Origin of the sequence: Sphingomonas sp. PP-CC-1A-547, assembly GCF_003610375.1 — a bacterium.
Classification (GTDB): Bacteria; Pseudomonadota; Alphaproteobacteria; order Sphingomonadales; family Sphingomonadaceae; genus Sphingomonas.
In genome coordinates this window covers 105,514-126,979 of the sequence record NZ_RAPZ01000016.1, presented here as the reverse complement: position 1 = coordinate 126,979, position 21,466 = coordinate 105,514, and the positions used below count along the sequence as shown (strand labels likewise).

The 21,466-nt window shown below is 66.1% G+C and carries 13 protein-coding genes; 10 read left to right on the top strand and 3 right to left on the bottom strand.

Translation table 11 applies throughout. The annotated features are described in order from the left end of the window. The first annotated feature begins 200 nt into the window (after nucleotides 1–200). From C8J39_RS17905 to C8J39_RS17880, 6 genes are all read left to right on the top strand, one after another. On the top strand, nucleotides 201–1,298 hold the full coding sequence (locus C8J39_RS17905) for a biotin carboxylase (RefSeq protein WP_120301684.1): 1,098 nt from the start codon (nucleotides 201–203) through the stop codon (nucleotides 1,296–1,298). A 153-nt stretch (nucleotides 1,299–1,451) separates the two neighbouring features. Then, nucleotides 1,452–2,423: a cytochrome c oxidase subunit II gene (coxB, locus tag C8J39_RS17900; RefSeq protein ID WP_310793846.1), complete on the top strand. Its 972-nt coding sequence runs from the start codon at nucleotides 1,452–1,454 to the stop codon at nucleotides 2,421–2,423. Continuing rightward, entirely contained in the window at nucleotides 2,420–4,966 is a 2,547-nt protein-coding gene (gene ctaD / locus C8J39_RS17895) for a cytochrome c oxidase subunit I (RefSeq protein ID WP_120301683.1), read from the top strand. Before coxB ends, ctaD begins: the two co-directional genes overlap by 4 nt. After that, complete coding sequence (locus C8J39_RS17890; RefSeq protein ID WP_120301682.1) at nucleotides 4,963–5,364, top strand: hypothetical protein; 402 nt, start codon at nucleotides 4,963–4,965, stop codon at nucleotides 5,362–5,364. The genes ctaD and C8J39_RS17890 overlap by 4 nt, the downstream gene beginning before the upstream one ends. Continuing rightward, nucleotides 5,361–5,981 carry a cytochrome c oxidase assembly protein gene (locus C8J39_RS17885; RefSeq protein ID WP_120301681.1) on the top strand — a complete coding sequence of 207 codons (621 nt, stop codon included), beginning with the start codon at nucleotides 5,361–5,363 and terminating at the stop codon, nucleotides 5,979–5,981. The genes C8J39_RS17890 and C8J39_RS17885 overlap by 4 nt, the downstream gene beginning before the upstream one ends. Further along, nucleotides 5,978–7,006: a c-type cytochrome gene (locus C8J39_RS17880; RefSeq protein ID WP_120301680.1), complete on the top strand. Its 1,029-nt coding sequence runs from the start codon at nucleotides 5,978–5,980 to the stop codon at nucleotides 7,004–7,006. The genes C8J39_RS17885 and C8J39_RS17880 overlap by 4 nt, the downstream gene beginning before the upstream one ends. A 164-nt stretch (nucleotides 7,007–7,170) precedes the next feature. Here C8J39_RS17880 and C8J39_RS17875 read toward each other — a convergent pair whose 3' ends face one another. Genes C8J39_RS17875 through C8J39_RS17865 form a run of 3 tightly spaced genes read right to left on the bottom strand, consistent with a single transcriptional unit; the run spans nucleotide 7,171 to nucleotide 12,163 of the window. After that, nucleotides 7,171–8,397 carry a histidine-type phosphatase gene (locus C8J39_RS17875; RefSeq protein WP_120301679.1) on the bottom strand — a complete coding sequence of 409 codons (1,227 nt, stop codon included), beginning with the start codon at nucleotides 8,395–8,397 and terminating at the stop codon, nucleotides 7,171–7,173. After that, complete coding sequence (locus C8J39_RS17870) at nucleotides 8,394–9,485, bottom strand: Ca2+-dependent phosphoinositide-specific phospholipase C (RefSeq protein ID WP_120301678.1); 1,092 nt, start codon at nucleotides 9,483–9,485, stop codon at nucleotides 8,394–8,396. The genes C8J39_RS17875 and C8J39_RS17870 overlap by 4 nt, the downstream gene beginning before the upstream one ends. Continuing rightward, nucleotides 9,485–12,163, bottom strand: a complete 2,679-nt coding sequence (locus C8J39_RS17865; RefSeq protein ID WP_120301677.1) for a TonB-dependent receptor — start codon at nucleotides 12,161–12,163, stop codon at nucleotides 9,485–9,487. Before C8J39_RS17865 ends, C8J39_RS17870 begins: the two co-directional genes overlap by 1 nt. Before the next feature lie 583 nt (nucleotides 12,164–12,746). Here C8J39_RS17865 and C8J39_RS17860 point away from each other — a divergent pair. Genes C8J39_RS17860 through C8J39_RS17845 form a run of 4 tightly spaced genes read left to right on the top strand, consistent with a single transcriptional unit; the run spans nucleotide 12,747 to nucleotide 21,461 of the window. Beyond that, nucleotides 12,747–13,040, top strand: coding sequence for a hypothetical protein (locus C8J39_RS17860; RefSeq protein WP_120301676.1), 294 nt, complete (start codon nucleotides 12,747–12,749; stop codon nucleotides 13,038–13,040). Beyond that, a complete protein-coding gene (locus tag C8J39_RS17855; protein WP_120301675.1) occupies nucleotides 13,040–13,756 on the top strand; it encodes a cellulose synthase operon protein YhjQ/BcsQ in 717 nt (238 codons plus the stop codon). The genes C8J39_RS17860 and C8J39_RS17855 overlap by 1 nt, the downstream gene beginning before the upstream one ends. Continuing rightward, entirely contained in the window at nucleotides 13,753–18,105 is a 4,353-nt protein-coding gene (gene bcsA, locus C8J39_RS17850; protein ID WP_120301674.1) for a UDP-forming cellulose synthase catalytic subunit, read from the top strand. The genes C8J39_RS17855 and bcsA overlap by 4 nt, the downstream gene beginning before the upstream one ends. Further along, nucleotides 18,102–21,461: a cellulose biosynthesis protein BcsC gene (locus C8J39_RS17845; protein WP_120301673.1), complete on the top strand. Its 3,360-nt coding sequence runs from the start codon at nucleotides 18,102–18,104 to the stop codon at nucleotides 21,459–21,461. Before bcsA ends, C8J39_RS17845 begins: the two co-directional genes overlap by 4 nt. Nucleotides 21,462–21,466 lie beyond the last annotated feature (5 nt).

Sequence of the window (21,466 nt, the reverse complement as noted above, 5' to 3'; positions counted from 1 at the left end):
TTTGTATTTTCGTCGCCTACCAATTCCTCAAACCGGCGCACTCGCGGCGGCGGAGAGTGGTCTGCGCCTGTTGACTCAGGCCGCGATAGAGAAGCGGACGTTCACTGCCGATGTCGACAGCTTCGCACCATCGGAGCAAATTGAGCCATTTGCCCTGCCGTGCCGCTCCCGGCTAGGGCGCGACGCGCAGGAGATCATTCATGAAGACAGCGCCGGTCGCCATTCTCTACCAAGCGCTTCCGCCACCGTTGATCGACGGATTGCGAAAGGACGCAAAGCCGGGCGGGTATTCGGATGGCGGCGCCGACATCGCGTTCGCATTGCGGACGGCAGGCGTGAATGTGGTCACGCCCACATCCTTGCCCGACCCTGCCAAGGCGCTCGACTGGGTGTTCCCGGACACGGTCGAGGGCATCCGTAGCGCCGGCGCCGCGGGCGCATCGGTCCTGTGGGCGAACACGGTCCTGTTCGAAGGACATCCGCTGGAGATGGCGATGGCCGATTTCGACATCGTCGGGCAGATCCCTGCCGCAATGCAGGCGTTCGACGACAAGTTCGAGACCAACCAACTCCTTGCCGAGGCTGGCCTGCCGGTAGCGCGATCGTTTCTGCTGTCCGGCACGGGCAAGGAAAACGTCTGTGCGCTGGCCGATGTCGAGCAGGCGTGTGCTTCCCGCGGCATGTCGTTTCCGATGATCGTCAAGCCGGTGCGCGGCCGTGGCAGCCAGGGCGTCACCCTGGTGGAAAACCTCCACGATTTGCGCGATGCCGCGACAGCGTTGATCGACGCGGCCACCTTCGGGGACATGCTAATGGTGGAGGAGTTTCTTGGCGGTGACGAAATGACCGTCACCATCATGCCGCCTGCGTCTCCGCGTCCGGACGGTTCGCGGGCATCGACGCACTGGGCGTTGCCGCCCGTGTACCGCTTCGATCAACGTGGCGGCGTAGCGCCGTATAATGGCGACGTTCCGGTTACAGCCAACAGCGTCGCGATCAGCCCCGATCGGCTGCGCGATCCCGCAATCGCGGCGATGATCGATAGCTGCGTATCGGCGGCCGCGCTGGTCGACGCCCGCACCGCGATCCGGATCGATTGCCGGGCCGATCGCCACGGTGTCTTCAAGTTGTTCGACCTCAATATGAAACCCAACATGACGGGGCCGGGCCGGCCGGGGCGCGAAGATCAGGACTGCCTGTCGGCGATCGCCGCCCGCGCCAAAGGGTGGAGCTACGTGGATCTTTTGCAGGCGATGCTTGCTGCCAAATGGCGGTTCGATCCATCCACCGAGGCTTAGCTACGCAAATCATCTATTGGGCGTGGCCTGCCTGCGCGAAACGCTCGCACGATCTACTCTGATTGACATGCCCACATGACATTTCTGTCATTTTGGGTTTACGCAGCCCTGCCAGCCGGTTTAGGGGACGCGCTTCAAAAGGGTGGCAAGGTGATGATGCGGAAGGCTAATTTTCTTTCCGTGGGCGCGTGCCTGCCGCTGTTGGCGGCGTGCAACCGGCACCAGTCGACGCTCGCGCCGTTCGGCGAGGAGGCGGACAAGGTCCTCTCGATCACGATCGTCCTGATCATCGGCGCGATCATTCTCGCGGGCGGGCTCGCGTTGCTGATGCGCCACGCGATGCGCGCGCCGGAAGGTCGGCTGACACACAAGGGCGGGATGAAGCTGGTGCTCTGGCTCGGCGGCATCGGTCCTTCGATCCTGCTGCTGGGCCTGCTGCTCTACGCCCTCCCCGCGATGCGGCCGCGCGAGGTTGCCAACAGCGACCTCCGTATCGGCGTCGAGGGCGAGCAATTCTGGTGGCGCGTCCGCTATGCGCCGTCCGGCGGATCGGTGGTCGAGACGGCGAACGAACTGCGCTTGCCCGTCGGTCGCACCGTCGAGCTGTCGCTGCGCAGCCCCGACGTCATCCACAGCTTCTGGGTGCCGGGCTTGGCGGGCAAGATGGACATGATCCCCGGCCGCACCAACCGCCTCGTCGTCCGCGCGACCAAGGCGGGGACGTACCGCGGCGTCTGCGCGGAGTTCTGCGGGCTCGGCCACGCGCTGATGGCGTTCGACGTGATCGCGATGGAGCCCGCCGCGTTCGAACGCTGGCTCGCCGAGCAGCGCAAGCCGGCCGTCGTCACCGCTTCGCCCGGCGCGCGCGCCTTCGCGAGCTATGGCTGTAGCGGCTGCCACAGCGTCCGCGGCGTCGGCCCGGTCGCCAAGATCGGCCCCGACCTGACACACTTCGGGTCGCGCCCGACGCTCGCCGCGGGGGTGCTGCGGATGACCCACGGCAACATCGCGGGCTTCGTCCGCGACCCGGCCAAGACCAAGCCCGGCGTGCGCATGCCCGCCTTCCCGCAGATGTCGCCTGCCGAAGCCGACCAGATCGCAAGCTACCTTCAGGGGTTCAAATGACCACCGAGAGCACCCCGTACGTCGCCCCCGACCAGAATGATCCCGCCGTCCGCAAGGCCCAAGAGGATCGCCTGCGCGCGGTGTGGAAGCCACCCTCGGGCTGGTTCTTCCACTGGACCGACGTCAACAACAACCGGATCGGCGTCTGGTACACGCTGACCGCGTTCGGGTTCATGCTGTTCGCGGGCGTGCTCGCGTTGATCATGCGCACGCAGTTGGCGGTGCCGAACAACGACCTCGTCACGGCGAACACCTTCAACCAGCTGTTCACGCTGCACGGCTCGATGATGATGTTCCTGTTCGCGGTACCGATGTTCGAGGCGGTGTCGATCATCCTGTTGCCGCAGCTGCTCGGCGCGCGCGACTTGCCGTTCCCGCGGCTGTCGGGGTTCGGATACTGGAGCTTCCTGATCGGCGGCGTCTTCGTGTCAGGCTCGATCTTCTTTGATGCCGCACCCGATGGCGGCTGGTTCATGTATCCGCCGCTGACGACGCGGACCGATCTGAGTGGGCTCGGCGCGGACATCTGGATGCTGGGCTTGAGCTTCATCGAGGTGTCGTCGGTGGCGGCGGCGGTCGAGCTGATCGTCGGCGTGCTGAAATGCCGCCCGCCCGGCATGCGGCTCAACCTGATGCCGCTCTACGCCTGGTACATCCTGGTCGTCGCGGTGATGATCCTGTTCGCGTTCCCGCCGCTGATCGCCGGCGACGTGCTGTTCGAGATGGAGCGGCTGCTCAACTGGCCGTTCTTCAACGCGGAGAAGGGCGGCGATCCGCTGTTGTGGCAGCACCTGTTCTGGATCTTCGGCCACCCGGAAGTCTACATCGTCTTCCTGCCGTCGATCGCGTTGTTCGCGATGCTGATCCCGACGTTCGCGCAACGCCATCTGCTCGGCTATCCGTGGATCGTTCTGGCTGCGGTCGGCACCGCGTTCCTGAGCTTCGGGCTGTGGGTCCACCACATGTTCACGACCGGGCTGCCGAAGATCAGCCTCGCCTTCTTCGCGGCGGCATCGGAAGCGGTGGCGATCCCGACCGGCGTGCAGATATTCGTGTTCATCGCGACGCTCTGGGCAGGCAACGTCAAGAAATCGACGCCGTTGCTCTACGCGAGCGGGAGCCTCGCGGTGTTCGTGATCGGCGGCCTGACCGGCGTGATGGTCGCGGTCGCGCCGTTCGACTGGCAGGCGCACGATACGTATTTCATCGTCGCGCATCTCCACTACGTGCTGATCGGCGGCACGCTGCTGCCGTTGTTCGCCGGGCTCTATTATTACTGGCCGCTGGTGACGGGGAAGAAGCTGAGTGACAAGCTCGGTCGGATCGCGTTCTGGATCATGTTCGTCGGCATGAACCTGACCTTCTTCCCGATGCACCTGTCGGGCCTGCTCGGCATGCCGCGCCGCGTGTTCACCTATCCGGAGGAACTCGGGATCGGCGGGCTCAACCTCGCCTCGACCGCGGGTTCGTACATGTTTGCGCTCGGGGTGCTGATCGTCTGCATCGATCTCGCGCTGTCGCCGCGTCGTCCAAAGGCGCCGCGCAACCCGTGGAATGCCGGCACGCTCGAATGGCTCGCACTGCCCGACGATGAGGATTGGGGCATCCGCTCGGTCCCGCTGATCGAGAGCCGCTACCCAATCTGGGACCAGAAGAACTTCGTCCAGAAGGTCGACGAGGGGCGCTTCTTCCTGCCCGACGCGGAGGAGATGCGGCGCGAGTCGATCATCACGACCGTGCTCGACGCGCGCCCCCTCCAAGTGATCCGCCTCGGTACGCCGAGCGTGAAGCCGATGATGACCGCGGTCGCGCTCGCCGGCGTGTTCATCCTGACGACCTACCACCTCTACATCTGGTCAGCGGTCAGCGGCGTCGCGACGCTTGCGTGCGTGCTCTGGTGGCTGTGGACCGGCACCGCAGAGATCCCAGAAAAGCCGACCAAGCATATCGGCCACGGCATCGAGGTGCCGCTCTATACCTCGGGGCCATCGGCACCCGGCTGGTGGGCGATGTTCATCACGATGATGGCGGACGCGACCGCATTCTCGGGGCTCGTGTTCGGCTATTTCTTCTTCTGGACGATCCACAATGATTTCCCGCCGAGCGGGGTGGGGCTGAACGGGCCGGGCGTGTTCTGGCCGATGGTCGCGCTGGCGCTGACGCTCACCGGTTGGGCCGCGACCGTCGGTGCGCGCGAAGTGCATCGCCGCGGCAACGTCGCCGCGGGCCGTGCGCTGCTGATCGTCGGGATCGTCGCGACGCTGTCGAGCCTGTTCGCCGGGCTAGCGGGACCGTGGTATTCGGGGCTCGATCCCGAATTGCACGTCTACCCCGCAATCGTCTGGACGCTGGCGATCTGGACTGCGGTGCACGCCGCGATCGGGCTCATCATGCAGGCCTATACGCTGGCGCGCAGCCTCGCGGGGAAAATGACGCCAGTCTATGACGCCGACCTGCGCAACATCACCGTGTACCATCACTTCCTCGCGCTGACCGGGATCGTGACGTTCTGCACGATCGGCCTGTTTCCGGGTGTCGCATGACAGAGCCCAAGTCTGACCGGAAGCATTGGGCGCGCGACCTGAAGGTGACGTTGTGGACGCTGATCGTCCCGCCGACGATCTGGGCCGTGCATTTCCTGTTCTGCTACCTGTGGGTGGCGGTGACGTGCGCGAAATCATCGACCCCAGGAGCAGCGTTGACCGGCTTCCCGCTGGCGACGCTGATCGCGACGGTCGTGGCGCTGCTGGGGATCGTCGCAGCGGGCTATATCGCGCGCGTCCAGTCGGAGACGCCCGGCGATCCGGCGCCGCACGAACAGGGCACCGCGATCGACCGCCTCCGCTTCCTCGCGCTGTCGACGCGGTTGCTGGCGGGGCTGAGCTTCGTCGCGGTGATCTTCACGGCGCTGCCGGTCATCATGTTCGGCGACTGCCGATGAGACGCGTGAGCCTCACACTCGGCGCCGCGCTAGTCCCGCTCGGCTGGGCCTTCGCCGCAGCACCGCTCGGGATGGTCGGGCACATGGCGGGTCACATGATAGCGGTCGCCGTCGCCGCGCCGTTCCTGGCCTACGGGATCGCCGGGAGCCGCTTTGACCCAGCCGAGCGCTGGCCCGCAATCGTCACCCCGCTCGCAATGTCGCTCGTCGAACTCGTCGTCGTGTGGCTCTGGCACCTCCCGGCGCTGAGGCTCCGCGTCGACATGCAGCCGCTCGCGCTGCTCATCGAGCAGGCAAGCTTCCTCATCGCCGGCGTCCTCCTCTGGAGCGCGGTGCTTGGCACCCGCGTCGGCGGTGCAACCGACCGCCGCGCGTCGGGTGTTGCCGCATTGCTGCTGACATCAATGCACATGACATTACTCGGAGCGCTGATCGGCCTCGCCCCGCGCCCGCTCTACGCGATGTCGGCCATGCACCCGGCAGCACACGGCCTCGACGCACTTGAAGACCAGCAACTCGGCGGCGTCGTCATGCTGATGGTCGGCGCGGCGAGTTATTTCATCGGCGGGCTCGCGATGCTCGGCGGACTGTTGAAGACACGGAGCGCGACCGCATGACGATCCGGATAACCTGGGCGCGCGCCGCCGCCGCCATCGTCGCGCTGGCGCTCGCCGGGCTGTTGTTCGCCTGGTCGGGCGTGTTCAACATCGCCGCGTCGTCGGGCCATTGGAAGATCACCGACTGGTTCCTCCACTGGACGATGCGCAATTCGGTCCGCACCTATGCCGCGGTCACCGCGCCCGACGATCCCAAGGCGAAAGAAGGTCTCGTCAGTGCCGCCGGCCTGTTCAAGGCAAGCTGCGCCTCGTGCCACGGCGCGCCCGGCGTGCCACCGCTCCCGGTGATGCAGGCCGCGACGCCGCCCGCCCCCGACCTGTCGATCAACGCGCGCGAGTGGACCGACAAGCAGATCTTCTGGATCCTCAAGCACGGCGTCAAATACACCGGCATGCCCGGCTGGGCCGCCAAGGACCGCGACGATGAAGTCCGCCGCATGGTCGCGTTCGTCCGCCTGCTCCCCGAAATGACGCCCGCAACCTATCGCTCGCTGACCGAAGTGCCGGGCGGCACTGATGCCAAGATCGCAACCTGCGCAGGCTGTCACGGCGTGGACGGACGTGGCCGCGGCCAGCCCGACATGCCCGTGCTCGGTGGGCAGAGCCCGGCGAATCTCCGCGCCGCACTGGAGGCGTACGCAACCGGAAAGCGGCAGAGCGCGGTGATGGCGAACGCCGCCGCGACGCTGACGCCCGAGGAGATGACGCGCCTCGCGGATCACTTCGCGGCAATGCCAGGGATCGGCGGCGTCACGCCATCGGGATCGACCGCGGCTGCCCGGATCGACCGCCAGGGGTTGCCGAAGGTGCAGCTCCCCGCGTGCTCGATCTGCCACGCCCCCGGCAAGCCCTACCCCGTGCTCGCCGGCCAGCGCGCCAGCTACATCGCCCAACGCCTCCGCAACTGGCGCGGTGACGAGACGGTGGTTGACGCGCGGAAGTCCCAATCGACGATGCCGGTGATCGCGCGTCGTATCCCGGAGGATATGATCGATCCGCTTGCGCGCTATCTCGCAGGTCGCTGAATTACCGCAGAGGCGGTGCTGTCGACTCGCACAAGGTTGTCGCCTCATGCCTACGCGTGCCGGGGATCATAGTTTAGTGCTTGCCCCCTGAAGGCAGTCTCGAAGCTTCTCAGCCGCGTATTGGCTTTCCCAAATGCCAGTCCGCAGTTGGTCGCGTAGCGGTGTCACCGAGCTGTTTGCAGCGGAGCCAGGTGTGAAACGAGCCGCCGGGAAAATGTGGCGGCGGGACACACTAGGCTCGCGCAACCTGGGATCTTCAACGCTACGAGCGAAGCGGATTGCCCGAGCCCCCGGAGGGTCTCGGGCGACTGGGTGCGGTACGACACCCGCACGAACCGGGCACCGGTGCTTGCGTCACGCAGGCGTTCGATCAATAGCGCCCCGCCCGGCGGAACGTCGTTGGTGGCATAGCCCGGCGCTTTCAGATCGACCCGAAGCGCGGCGGCGAGCGCCGTGACGTTGGTGTCATGCCCCATGAATACCGTCAGCCGCGGTCCCATCGACGACAAGGATGCCAGCACCTCGCGGCCGAGCACGGCGGCTTGATGCGCGGCCATATAGGGCGGATGCGTGTACACGGCGAACAAGGCGGCATGCAGCGCGCCGAGCTGCTCGATAGTCGCAGGATCCGCGCGGTCCCAGCCAACGCTTTCGCGTGGCAGACCCTCGACCTCCTGCAGCAGCAGTACCTGCGCAATACCGGAGGCGGCGCGGATCGGCCCCGCCAGCACGAGATCGTGGCCATCGGCGCTTGCGCTGACCGTCGGCGTGCCAGCAGGTACGCATCCCCGCTCCACCGACGTACAGCCAAGTACCTGATCGAGTCGCGCTAGCGCAGCGCCGTGACGTCGGGCGAGTGCCGCCATGCCGCCCGTCTCACGGTTGATGGATGCAATCGCTGCGCGCGCGTCGAAGGCCGTCCCCCGCGCACGCAAGGGTTCGAAGATCGCGTCCGCGGTACCGAGGGGTTTATGTTCGATGGCGAGATCGCAGCCGGGCGCAAGACCCTCCGCATAGGCCTGCCCGCTCGCGATGGTCCGGTCGGAACTGTTCGATCTGATCCGGACGACACCCGCCGGACACCCGTTTGGCGTCATCAACCCGCGCGCCGCTAGCAACCGGCGGTCGTACGCCGCCACCCGTTCGAGGGCCCGCACGCCATGCGGGGTGATCCGGCTCTCAGCCACAGGCCAGGCCGGCCACGGTGCACCGGTGCGGGTGTCCAACGGCACCTCGCCGTCGAGCGGCGCGCGGATGCCGTGGCGCATGACCAGCACTGCCCGCTCGACCACCAGGACGCGCTTCGGCGCGGCGCTGGCGATCGAGCCGATCAGCAGCGCGGCGACGGCACACAGAGTCCCGAAACCACGCGACGTCAAGTTGCACCTCATGGTTGCAGGCTGCAACCGCCGGACACACGCACCGGACTGCAGCGCGCCATCGCCTTGCCCGGCAACGTTACCGCGAAGCCGACATGCAGCAGGTCGGGGGCGCCGGGGTAATAGTCTGTGCTGACCGCCTGCGCGCCACTCGCTGTCGCCGCACTCGCCTTGGCATAGTCGCGACTGCGGGCTTCCACCGTGCCGGCGTCGGTGCGGGTGCGAACGATCACGCCCTCGCCGACCCAGCGCCGGATCCGCTCGCCATCGACCAGCGGGTCCTGGACGATCTGGATGGCGGACTCGGGCTGGTCGTCCGGGTACCAGCCGAACATCGCCCGACCGGCGAGCGAAGGATGGCCGGCGCGGTAGACATCCGACACCGCCTTGCGCACGTCGAGCAGAACGTAGATCCGTCCCCTTGCCGCCGCCAATGTCGGCCATCCCTGCGTATGTACCGCTTCGCGCAGACTCGCTGCCGTACCGCGCACCTCGTCCGGCGTGATCAGACGCTTACCCGGCAGCACGGAACGGATCTCGCCGTCGAGCTCATCGAGCAGAGCTTTGTCATCCAGCGGTATCGGGCTGCTGATCTCCGGCCGCTGCGACGGCGTGTCGGCGGCATTGATGGTGATCATGATCGGGAGGTGCCGCGGGTGCGCGCGCGACCAGCGGTTCACTTCGCCGAGGCAGCGGACCAGCGTCACGCAGGTGCTGATGTAATCCACGTCGGGGATGTGGAAGACCTTGTACCCGGGCTTGAGCATCGCCGCACGATCGAAGCTCGTCGTTTCGCCTGCCGCCTTTGCCCACGCCTCGCCCTTGGGCGACGCATAGCGCCCGCCCTGGGGGTCGGCGAAGGTATCGATCTCGATCTGGCGCACTCCGCGGTCGAGTTGCTCTGCGAGCGGCAGGTGATAATAGTCCAGCCCCTCCGCCATCCGCGGGTCGGCGGCACGGATCTTCGCCATCACCGCCGTCGGAATCCGTGCCTTGAAGCTGTTGTGCGAGCCGATCACCTGGATGTCGTTCATCGCCCGCTGTGCCGCCGCGCCGGTCGAAACCAGCGCGGCGGCGGCAAGTAGCATCGACCTGAGCATCAGAACTGCGCCCGCACGCCGAACAGGATGGTGCGGCCGTAATTGTTGATCTCGCCGAACTGGATCTCCTTGTCGTTGTAGCTGTAGCTGTTGGCGTTGGCGATGTTGATCGCCTCGACGCTGAAGGTCAGCGCGTTGGTGGCGCGCACCGATATGTTGCCGTCCAGCGTACCGAATGCGGCGACGAAGGTTGGCACCTGTGTCGTGCTGCCGACGCCCGACAGATATTTGTCGCGCCAGGTATAGGAGATCCGCGCTGCCAGTGGCCCCTTGTCGTAGAAGCCGACGACGTTGAAGCTGTTCTTCGACAAGCCGATCAGCTGATCCTTGATCGGACGAGCACCCGCCGTGTAGCTCGCCTGCACCGAGGTGTGGGTATAGGACGCCTGGACGCCAAGCCCGTCGAATGGCGCCGGCAGGAACGTGAACACCTGGTTGTACGCCGCTTCGGCACCATAGACCTTGGCGCTGCCGCCGTTGACCTGCGTGCTGAGCAGCACCGTGCCGCGGCCTGGGATCTCGACGTTGATGTTCTGCGCGGTGATGTAGTCGTCCATCGCCTTGTAGAACAGCGCGCCGGTGAGCGATCCCGAGCGGTTGAAATACCATTCGAGCGAGCCGTCGAACTGGGTGGCGAGGAACGGCTGCAAGGCTGGGTTGCCGCCGCTTGCCGTGGCCTGATCGGTCGAGACGGTGATCTGCGGTGCGCTCTGCGTCACGTTCGGCCGCGTGAGCACGCGACTGGCGGCGAGGCGCCCGACCAGATCGCGGGTCAACTCGGCGCGCAGGTTGGCGCTCGGTAACCAGTTGCTGAACGTCTGCGGGAAGCGTGCCGGCGTAACGACGTTACCCGCGGTCAGATTGCCGCTCGCCACCTGATCGGTGTGCACGTAGCGCACGCCGACATTGCCGGTGACCGCGACGCTGCCGACCGGAAACCCATAGTCCGCACGGACATAACCGCCTGCCGTCTTCTCCGTCACAACGTAAGAAGCGCGCAGGTCGCCCGCCGACAGCGGGCTGTTGGCGATCGCGTCGGTGAACAGCTTGTCGTAGAACACGCTGGTGATCGGCACGAGCCAGGTGCGCGGGATGTTGCCGCCGACGCCCGACAGGAAATCATCGAACGGGAGCTGCTCGAAGCCATTGGGTGCAAAACCGGTCAGCGACGTGTTCGCCGCCGGGTTCACCGTGAAGTCGCGACGGCTATAGTCGCGCTTGCGCCAGTGATATTCACCGCCAGCCGCGAGTTTGGTGATGAGGCCGTCCATGTCGTGATCGACGTCGAGCCGCCCGTACGTGTCCCAATCCTTGCTGTTCTTGGGCGCGATGTTGAACGGGTAGAGCGTGTAATTGGCGGGATCCAGGACGTTGACCGGCGTGGAGATCGTCGGAGCCACCTTGTAGCCGCCCGACGAGTCATAGGTCAGCGGCGCGAAGAACTGGATACGGCTGCGCACCGTGCCCTCGGCGTAGCTGGGGTGATAGCTATGTGCGAACGACCAGTTGGCGTTGGCGACGACGTTCCAGCCCTCGGGTGTCCAAGCCTGCTTCAGCCCCACCGTGATCAGATCGTGCCGGTTGAGGCTGTATTCGCGCGTGCCCATGAAGCGCACGTCGTTGATCGTCGCCGCGACCACGCTATTGCCGTCGAGCTTGACCGAACCGGGCACCAGCACCGGCTTGTGACCGGCGACGCTGGCATCGTCGGGATAGATGTCGAGGCCATATTCGTCATAGGCGATGTCGAGCCGCGTCGCGAGCACGTCGAGCGTCGTCTCAAGCTCCGGGCTGGGCTTCCACTGCGCCGAGATCATGCCCGACAGGCGCTTGCGATCCTCGGTCTCCACAGTCGGGCGAGTGCGCCCCGGCGTGTAGAACCCCTTCCCCAGCGCCGACGCGAACTTATCGAGATACCAGCCGGTGTTGTAGGAGCGGTCGTTACGGACCTCCTTGCCCCAATATTGCGCGCCGGCGAGAATGCCGAACGTGCCGTCGTCGGTCTTGGCGCTGATCAACGCGGTTGCGTTGGGCTTCACCTTGTCGGTCAGCGTCGTGTAGGTGCCGCGCAGGTTCAGCGTGGTCTTGTTGCCGACGTCGAGCGGACGGAAGGTCTTGACGTCGATATTGCCGCCCAGCGCGCCCTCGGTCATGTCCGACGTCGGCGTCTTGACCACGTCGATCTGCGACACGAACTCGGCCGGCAGCATCTCGAACCGGAACTGGCGACCGTTGGCGCCGCCATTCTCGATCAGGTCATTGATCGCCACCGGGCGTCCGTTGAGCAGCGTGCTCTGGAACTGCGGACCCAAGCCACGGACGCTGACGTACAGCCCCTCGCCGCGGGGACGCGTGATGGTGACACCTGGAATGAGCTGGAGTGCTTCCGCCACGTTCTGCGCCGGAAACTTGCCGATGTCGGTCGCGTTGATCGCGTCCACGCCGTAGCCTGCCTGCCGCTTGGTCTCGGTCGCCGCGGCGAGGCTTCGCGCGTACGAACCGGTAACGACGATATCCCCTGTCGTGTCCGCGTCTGGAATGCTGGCGGTATCAGTGGCGCGGGTTTGCTCCGTGTTGGATGCGCTAGCGCTGGTCTGCGCGTTAACCGATTGCGTTGCGCCCAGAGCCGCAAGCGTAAGCGGCAGCGTCGCCCAAAGCAGGCGCGAATGTTTCAACATGTCGAGTATTCTCCCCCAGACCGACCGGTCCGAACGAGCGGGGCTCTAGGACGCGGATGTTGCGGGCTGGCGGCATTATAGTTTCACTACCGTTACGGTTTTGCTTCGGCGATGTTTCATGACAATTTTTAGAAGCGCCTGCGGACACCGGAGCCGCCCAGCCGACGCTATGGTCACAAGGGTTTGATGAGCACGCACATTTTCGTGCGAAGGTTTGGCGATGCCACTGAACGAGTCCGGGGACATGGCTGACGCAGCAACCTCAGTTCAGGTCATCACGTCCCGAGGCCCCTGCATTTGATATAAATCTTTTTCCGGTTGATCAGGCGATTCCACAGCCAAACCACTTGAAATATTATCGTCACGGATCCGTCAGGACCGATCCCAGTTTATTCAGCCACGGCTCGCTATAATTCTGACTTCACTAAAATGTATCAGGCCGCTATTTTCGTTTATCTCTTTGAGAATTAGCAATATTATCAAACAGGAAAACCAGAATTATAGTAAATTGGAAATAAGTGACCGCCAATATTAACCTATTGATGTAAGATTTAGGCGAGGGTTCGGAAACAAGGAGTTCCCGATGCGACCCGATGCCAAGGCACTATTAGCAAGACTGGGACAGCGCGATTTCCAGTATCGCCAGTTCGCCGACCCAATTGCCGACGTCGAGCCGTGGCCGTTGTTTGCGGCATTGCTGGAGGATGAGCGCGTCGTCGGTCGCGCGGAACGTACGACGGAGGAAAGGGCACCCGCCAAGAACTTCTTGAGCGATTACGATGACTTGTCGGTACGCGGCGAGCCCGGTCAGCGCCAGGGCGGCAGCCTGCGTGCGTTCCTGTCCGGCCTTTCCGACGACCATACGGAGCGCCGTTGATGCCATTGATTCTGTGCCACTCACCGGTCGGCGGCGTCGGAACCACGTTCCTGACCGCGCGCCTGGCGCTCGGCCTTGCCGCGCGGGGGCACGACGTCTCCGCGATCGATTTCACGCACGCCGACGCATTGAAGCTGTTCTTCGGGATGCTCCCGGCGCAGGAAATTCCGGCGATGACCGATGCCACGACCGAAGGCATCGTCGTCGACGGCGTCGAGTTGCTGTCGGGCTATGCTGCCGTCCAGAGCGGCGCGTTCGGGCGCCTGATCGCGCGGTCGGGCACGTCGCCGTTCGATAGCGCGCGGATCGTGATCGCCGATATCGCCTCTGCGGACCTCGCGTTGAAGACCAGCCTGTTGCCGCACGCCGCGCTGCACCTGTGCACGCTCGTGCCGCAACCGACATCGCTCGCGGCGTTGGCGAAGGTCCAGCCGGGCACACCGACGATCGACCTCGAACAGACCGTGTTCGTGCTCAACCAAGTCGACGACACGCGAAAATTGTCACGTCATTCGCAGATCTTCCTGCGCGCACTGTTCGGCGACAATCTGATCGCGACGGTCCGCCGCGACGAGGCGGTCAACGAGGCGCTGGCGTCGTTCCAGCCGATCGCGCGCTACGCCAAGCAGAGCGTGGTGCTCCCCGATCTTGCCGCGATGACCATCGCGATCGAGGCGCGATGCGGCCTCGTCGCCGTGTCGGAGCCGGCAGAATGACGCGCGGATGGGTCCGCAAGGTGTTTCGCGCCGATACGCTCGGCATCGTCCTCGCGGCGCTGTTGACGCTGGTCGTCGTCACCGTCCCGCTCGACCTGAAGTCGCAGTGGATCTTCGCGGGCGTATCGATCCTGGGCGCGATCGTGCTCGGCCGATCGAAGTCGCGTCGCGGGACGCTGGTGCTCGCCTTGCTGTCGCTGGTCGTATCGACGCGCTATCTGTTTTGGCGGACCACGGCGACGCTCGAATTCGAAAGCGCGCTGGGCACGGTGCTCGGCATGGGACTGTACCTCGCCGAGCTCTACGCGTGGGTCATCCTCGCGCTCGGCGTGCTCCAGACCGCTTGGCCGCTCGATCGCCAGTCGGTCGAGCCGGAGGGCGAGCCGCACGAATGGCCGACCGTCGACGTCTATATCCCGACCTACAATGAAAGCCTGGAGATCGTCCGGACGACCGTGCTCGCGGCGCTCGACATGGATTATCCGCGCGATCGGTATCACGTCTATCTGCTCGACGACGGTCGCCGGCCAGAATTCCGGGCGTTCGCGCGATCGGTCGGCTGCGGCTACATTACGCGCGCCGACAATAACCATGCGAAGGCGGGCAACCTCAACGCGGCGATGTCGAACACCGAAGGCTCGTTGATCGCGATCTTCGACTGCGATCACGTGCCGACGCGCGCTTTCCTGCAGATGACGGTCGGCTGGTTCCAGCGCGACAAGAAACTCGCGCTCGTCCAGACGCCGCATCACTTCTATTCGCCCGATCCGGTCCAGCGCAATTTGGGCTCGGTTCGCGACCTGCCAGGCGAGGGCGACCTGTTCTACGGCGCGGTCCAGCGCGGCAACGATCTGTGGGACGCCGCCTTCTTCTGCGGATCGTGCGCGATCATCCGTCGCGAGGCGCTTGCCGACACCAATGGGTTCGCGTTCGAGACCGTGACCGAGGACGCGCATACCGCGCTGCGCCTGCAACGCATGGGCTGGTCGACCGCGTATCTCGGTATCCGCCTGTCCGCTGGACTCGCCACCGAGCGGCTGGTGCTCCACATCGGCCAGCGCATCCGTTGGGCGCGAGGGATGACGCAGATCCTGCGTATCGACAATCCGCTGTTCGGCCGCGGGCTCAGCCTTCAGCAGCGGTTTTGTTACTTGAACGCGATGCTGCATTTCCAGTTTCCGCTGCCGCGCATCGCTTTCCTGACCAGCCCACTGGCGTATCTTATCCTTGGCGAGAACATCATCCACGCCTCCGCCGGTATGATCTTCGCCTACGCCGCCGCGCATCTCTACTGCGCGCAGGTATCGGGTGGGCGGTTACAGGGCGGCGACCGCCGGCCGTTCTGGGGCGAAGTGTACGAGACGATCCTCGCATTCCACCTCGTCAGGCCGACCGTCGTCACGCTGTTCCGGCCGCACGGTGGCAAGTTCAACGTCACCGACAAGGGCTCGCTGCTGGACAAGACGCATTTCGACACCGCGACTGCGCGCCCACACCTGATCTGCATCGGGCTGGTATTGTTCGGGATCGCCTTCGGGTGCGTCAAATACTTCTTCTTCGCGCATCTGTTCAACATCCAGGGCGATACGCTGGTGCTGAACACGGTGTGGGCGGTCTTCAGCCTCGTCATCCTGCTCGCGGCCGTATCGGTCGCGCGCGAGACGCGGCAGGTCCGCGAATATATCCGCATCCCCGTCCAGTTGCCGGCGACGCTCTATTTCGCCGACGGCCACGTCGTCGATGCGGAGACGATCGATCTGTCGATGGGCGGACTTGCGATCACCGCGCCACCCGGCGTCACGCTCGCCGACCGTGAGGTCACGCACGTCGCGCTGCCGATGGGTGACGAAATCCTCACCCTCCCCGTCCAGACGCAACGCGTCGACAAGAACATGGCCACCATGCGGTTTCTGGAACTCGACATGCTTCAATTACGTCAACTCGTCCGCGCCGTCATGGGCCGCAACGATGCCTGGGAACCGGAGGCGCCACGCGCTCCGATCTCGACGCTGCGATCGCTCCGAGACATTCTGGTCGTCGATCTCGTCACGCTGAAACGCCTGCTCGGCTTCAACCGTGCCGAACGCCGTCGCGAACGCACTCGACTGAAGGCCGCAACCGCAGCGCTTGCCGCCGCCGCGTTGGTGATGAGCGTCGGCCTGCCGCAGCCGGTCGCGGCTCAGGCGCCGGCCGTACCGGTGTCCGCACCCGAAGCACTGGGCGGTATCCGCCAGGAGCGTCTCACACTGCGCGACCTCCGCATCCGTAGCGCGATCCGGCTCGCCGGCACGCGCGGCGAGATTGCGATCCCGTTCGGGCTTCGCAGCAACGAGGTCGTCACGGCGGCCAATTTGACGCTCGCGCTCGCTTGGTCGCCCGCACTGCTGGCGGATCTCAGCCAGTTCGTCGTGATCCTGAACGGCGAAGTCGTCCGCACCGTTCGGCTCACGCCCGACGGTGCCGGCGGCCAGCAACTCACCATGGCGGTCAATCCCGCGCTGTTCCTGCCAGGCGACAACCAGCTTAACTTGCGCTTGATCGGTCATTACACCCGCGATTGCGAGGATCCGTTCCACAGCTCGCTCTGGGCGAACGTCAGCAATACGCGCTCGGCGCTCGACTTGACGATCCAGCGCCTGCCGCTCGGGCCGGACCTTGCACGGCTGCCGTCGCCATTCTTCGATCGCGCCGACAATCTGCCGCTCAACCTGCCGTTCGTGTTCGGTGCGGCGCCGTCGAATGGCGAACTCGAGGCCGCGGCCAGCGTCGCATCCTGGTTCGGACGGCTCGCCAGCTATCGCGGGTTCGCGTTCAAGCCGAGCTATGGCCGCATCCCGCGCGGCAACGCGATCGTCTTCCTGCGTCCCGGTATGCGCGTCGGCAACTACGTGCCCACCATCGCCGGGCCATCGGCCCAGGTGATCCGCAACCCGTTCGACGGTTTCGGCCAGCTGCTGTTGGTGATGGGCCGCGACGAGCGCGAACTGAAACTCGCCGCCGCCGCGCTCGCCACGGGCCGTGGCACGATCGGTGGCGCCGCGGCGTCGTTCGACGGTGTCCGCATCCCGACCTATGCGCGCTACGCCGCACCCCGCTGGCTCCGCTCGGACCGTGCCGTCAAACTGGGCGAGATCATGGACCCCCGCGCGCTGCAAGGCGTCGGTCTGCCACCGGGCCCGCTCACCGCGGCGTTCCGGACCGCACCCGACCTGTTCTTCTGGCCACGGGGCGGCGCATCGCTCGACCTGCGCTATCGCTATCCGTCGGCGACATGGCTCGACCGTCGGGCTTCACGGCTCGATATCTCGATCAACAACCAGTATCTGCGGACGCTCCCGCTCGCCGGCGCGGCGTGGTGGAAGGCGCTGATCGGCGGTCAGGACGGCGCATCGTCGAGCCAGGCTCGTGCCAAGGTCGAACTGCCGAACTATAATCTGTTCGGCCAGAACGAGCTGATCTTCGATTACAACCTGATCCTCGGCACCAAGAAGAAGTGCGAGGGCACGCTGCCCGAGAACGTCCATGTCGCGATCGACCCGGACAGCGCGATCGACCTGACGCACGCCTATCATGCGCAGCGCATGCCGAGCCTCGCGACCTTCGCGAACGCAGGCTATCCGTTCACCATCAGCCCCGACCTTGCCGAGACCGTCGTCGTCGTCCCCGCCTCGCCCGACCTGGGTATCGTCGAGGCATTCCTGGCGATGATGGGCCGCTTCGGCGACTCGACCGGTGCCGCCACCACGGGCGTTACCGTCACGCAGGCCTCGGACGGCGACCGGCTGGAAGGCCATGACGTGCTGGTCATCGGCATTCCACGGACCGCCGGCGCGACCGCGCTGTTCGCCGGTGCGCCGGTGCGGATCGAGAATGGCAGACTGCGCTTGGTCGAACGCAATCCGATCGAACGCGTGTTCGGCCTGATCTCGCCCTATGGCGCGAGCGACGTCGGCGAGACCAACGCGTTCCTGACCACGGCCGAACGGTTTGACGGGTTCGTCAGCTTCCGCTCGCCCTATGATGCGGCGCGGACGGTGGTGGCGGTGATGAGCACCAATACCGCCGACCTGCCCGAACTGGTTCAGGGTCTCGCCGAACAGCGGATCAACGCGCAGGTCCAGGGTGACCTGTCGGTGACCAATGGCGAGGGCATGCGCAGCTTCGCGGTCGGCCAGACCTATTGGTCGGGATCGCTGCCGATGTGGATGCGGATCGGCTGGTGGTTCAGCGAGCGGCCGTTGCTGATGGCGCTCAGCGGGCTGCTGATCGCGCTGCTGCTGGCGGGGCCATTGTACCTGCTGCTGGTGCGTCAGCAACGTCGCCGGCTCGGGTCGGAGGACGCGGCATGATCCGCTTCACCACGCTCGCGCTGCTGACCGCGGGGATCGCATCGCCGCTCCTCGTCCAGCCCGCGGTGGCACAAGTTGCCGGTGTTGGCGCGCTCGTCCAGCAAGGGCGGTATTGGCAGTCGCGTGGCCGAGCCGACCTTGCGCGGACCGCGTATCGCCGCGCACTCGCGATCGATCCGTCGAACGCCGAAGCCCGTCGCGCCTTGTCAGCGTCGAGCGCCCCGTCTGCGGCACCCGCCGCACGACCGAGCAGGGCGCCCGCGCAGGCTCCGGCGAGCATGACCGGTCCCGCACCCGCGCCTTCCACCGCATCGCGGACGATTCCAGCTCCAGCCCCGGCCCGCAGAGCAGCACCGACGCCATCCGACCGCGGCGGCGATTCGCGCGCGGCAGGCTTCCGCTCGCTCGAACAGGGCGATCTCGCGCAGGCGCAACGCCAGTTCGAGGCAGCGTTGGCGAACAACCGTAGCGATGCCGACGCGGCAGGTGGCCTCGGCGTCGTTCGGCTACGACAGTCGCGCTTCGCAGAGTCCGCCGAACTCCTGTTGCGCGCTTCGGCACGCGGCAACCGGGCGCGCTGGTCGGAAGCCCTGGCATCCGCGCAATTCTACGCCGGGCTCGACGACGCCCGCGCGCGGCTCGCGGCCGGCGATGTCGTCGGCGCACAGACCCAGGCCGAGGCCCTCGCGCGTACCGGCGTCAAGGATCGCGGCCCCGCACTGGCGTTGCTGGCGGACATCTACGAACGCCAGGGTCGCTATGCGGACTCCGCCGATCTGGCACGCCAGGCGGGATCCGCCGGCGGCAGCGCGGCACAACTCGAAAGCCGCGTGGTGCGCAACGACGCGTTGCAGGCGGCCACGCACGGCGATCCGGCGAAGGCGGATGCCCTGTTCCAGCGCGGGCTCATGCTCGATCCGGCGGACCCGTGGATCCGCTACGAATATGCGCGGTACATGATCGGGCAGAGCCGTGCGCCCGAGGCCGAGGCGCTGATCCAGTCGATCCAGACGATTGGTACCGCCGACGCCTTGTACGCGGCGGCGATGCTCCACAACGAGCGCGGTCGACAGGCGCAGGCGACGTCGTTGCTGTCGCGACTGACCGAAGCGCAGAAAACGCCGGCGATCCGCCGTTTCGAGGCACAGATCGCGGTGGACTCCGCCGTCGCACGGGCCAAGGCGATCGCGGCGCAAGGTCGCGGCGGCGAAGCGATCGCGACCCTGCGCCAGATCGGCATGACTCCCACGCTCAGCGCAGCGTCGCTCGCGTCGATCGCCGGGGGGCTGAACGATCTCGGCGATCAGGCCGGCGCCGTTCCGCTTGCCGAGCGTGCGCTAGCCGCAAGCCCGGCGACGGCAGCGGACTATGAGCCGATCGTCCGCGTATTGGCTCGTACCGGACAGGACGCCGCAGTCGCCAGCGCCATCGACCGCGCGCGAACGGCTTCGGCGCGGTCTGCCTCCGCAGCGCCAGCAATCGCAAGGCTCGAAGGGATTGCCGCGTCGTCGCAAGCGGACCGGATGCGGCTGGCAGGCCAGAACGCGCAGGCATTCGACCTGCTGCAACAGGCATGGGCCGCGTCGCCAGGCAATGCCGACGTGCTGGGGGCGCTCGGCCGGCTGTACCAGTCGGGCAACATGCCGTCGCAGGCTGCACAGACGTATCAGATGGTGCTCGCCGCAAATCCACGAGACAAGGGCGCGCTGATCGGCTTGATCGGCAGCGCAGGGGCTGGCGGCAACCACGACGTCGCCACCGCGACCGTCGACCGCGCGCTCGCGGCCTATCCCGACGACTACGAGATCTACGCCGCTGCCGGCCAGATGGAGCAGGCCCGCGGCGACCGCGGGGCGGCGAAACGCTATCTGCGCCGCGCCGAAACGGCCTATGCTGCGCGCTCCGGCACCGGTGCCACGCTGAGCGGGGCCAACCCGTTCGCCGCGGGCATGGGCTCGGGCAATCCCTTCCGCCAGGCGGAGCAGGCCCCCATCGTCGCCGCCAACCCGTTCGCACTCAGCGCGGGGCCGATCGCGAATTCCAAGCCCGGCCGCTCTTCGACGCCGATGGCCTTCACCGTGGCACCCGGATACGGCGCAGGCTCACCCGGCGTTCCGGCACCAACGGGCTTTGCACCGGGCGGCTACGCATCCTCGAACGGCGCCGTACCTCAAGCCGGCGTTGCAGGCGGCGACGCCACGTTGATCCGCCTACGCGACGATATCGCTCGCCTGAGCGACGACACCGGCCCCCGTGCGGAAATGAAGCTCGGCTTCCGCGAGCGTTCGGGCGAGACCGGTTTGAGCGAGATGCGTGAACTGTCGGGTACCGCGACGCTCTCCACGGGTGTCGCCGGCGGTCGCGTCTCCGTCTCGGCAACACCGGTCGTGATCGACTCCGGACGCCCGACCGGCTCCGCGCTCGCTCGGTTCGGCCGCAACGCCACGCCGGAGGCGCAAGGCATCGTCAACGCTCTGCCCTCCGTGCTGACGCAGGCGGATACGCAACACGCGTCCGGCGTCGCGGTCGCGGCATCATATGACAGCCCCGGCGTCCGGATCGAGGTCGGATCGACGCCGATCGGGTTCGACAATACCGAAGTGACGTGGGGTTTTACGGGGAAACCCAAGATCTCGCGTACGGTGTCGGCGCAAGGCTGGGTCAAGCGCGAGCCGGTCACGGACAGCGTCGTGTCCTACGCCGGCACGCGCGATCCCGTCACGGGTGAACGCTGGGGCCAGGTCATGCGGACCGGCGGCGGCGCCTCGCTGTCCTGGGACGACGAAGGGACGGGGGTCTACGCCGATGTCTCCGGCTATCGCTACACTGGCGAGAACGTCCGCCGAAACCGCGGGTACCAGGCAAATGCCGGTGGCTACCTCCCGCTCTATCGGGACGGGCATTCGACGCTCACCGGCGGCCTCAACCTCAACTGGCAGGCGTTCGACAACAACCAGAACTACTTCACCTACGGCCATGGCGGGTATTTCAGCCCGCAGAGCTTCCTCAGCATGAGCCTGCCGATCCGCTACGCGTACAACTCGACACGGTGGGAGGGGCGCCTGGGCGTCGCGCCGGGCTATCAAAGCTTCGAACAGGATCGTGCACCGATCTATCCGACCGATCCGAACGCGCAGGCCGAGCTCGATGCGTTGAAGGCGCGGAACACGGACGTCCGCTCCTATTACGACAGCCTGAGCAACACCGGTTTCGCCTTTTCGGCGGACGGATCGTTGTTCTATCGCCTAAACCCGAATACCCGGATCGGCGCCTCGGCCAGCGCGAACACGTTCGGGACCTATGACGACTACCGATCGACTTTCGAATTGCGCCAGTCCCTGGGGGGAACCAAATGAACGCG

Bases quoted from the DNA above. Each gene is read 5' to 3' on its own strand.
- ctaD (WP_120301683.1), top strand. From the start codon at position 2,420: ATGACCACCGAGAGCACCCCGTACGTCGCCCCCGACCAGAATGATCCC.
- C8J39_RS17880 (WP_120301680.1), top strand. From the start codon at position 5,978: ATGACGATCCGGATAACCTGGGCGCGCGCCGCCGCCGCCATCGTCGCG.
- C8J39_RS17875 (WP_120301679.1), bottom strand. From the start codon at position 8,397: ATGAGGTGCAACTTGACGTCGCGTGGTTTCGGGACTCTGTGTGCCGTC.
- C8J39_RS17860 (WP_120301676.1), top strand. From the start codon at position 12,747: ATGCGACCCGATGCCAAGGCACTATTAGCAAGACTGGGACAGCGCGAT.
- C8J39_RS17870 (WP_120301678.1), bottom strand. From the start codon at position 9,485: ATGCTCAGGTCGATGCTACTTGCCGCCGCCGCGCTGGTTTCGACCGGC.
- C8J39_RS17890 (WP_120301682.1), top strand. From the start codon at position 4,963: ATGACAGAGCCCAAGTCTGACCGGAAGCATTGGGCGCGCGACCTGAAG.
- bcsA (WP_120301674.1), top strand. From the start codon at position 13,753: ATGACGCGCGGATGGGTCCGCAAGGTGTTTCGCGCCGATACGCTCGGC.
- C8J39_RS17865 (WP_120301677.1), bottom strand. From the start codon at position 12,163: ATGTTGAAACATTCGCGCCTGCTTTGGGCGACGCTGCCGCTTACGCTT.
- coxB (WP_310793846.1), top strand. From the start codon at position 1,452: ATGATGCGGAAGGCTAATTTTCTTTCCGTGGGCGCGTGCCTGCCGCTG.
- C8J39_RS17885 (WP_120301681.1), top strand. From the start codon at position 5,361: ATGAGACGCGTGAGCCTCACACTCGGCGCCGCGCTAGTCCCGCTCGGC.
- C8J39_RS17855 (WP_120301675.1), top strand. From the start codon at position 13,040: ATGCCATTGATTCTGTGCCACTCACCGGTCGGCGGCGTCGGAACCACG.
- C8J39_RS17905 (WP_120301684.1), top strand. From the start codon at position 201: ATGAAGACAGCGCCGGTCGCCATTCTCTACCAAGCGCTTCCGCCACCG.
- C8J39_RS17845 (WP_120301673.1), top strand. From the start codon at position 18,102: ATGATCCGCTTCACCACGCTCGCGCTGCTGACCGCGGGGATCGCATCG.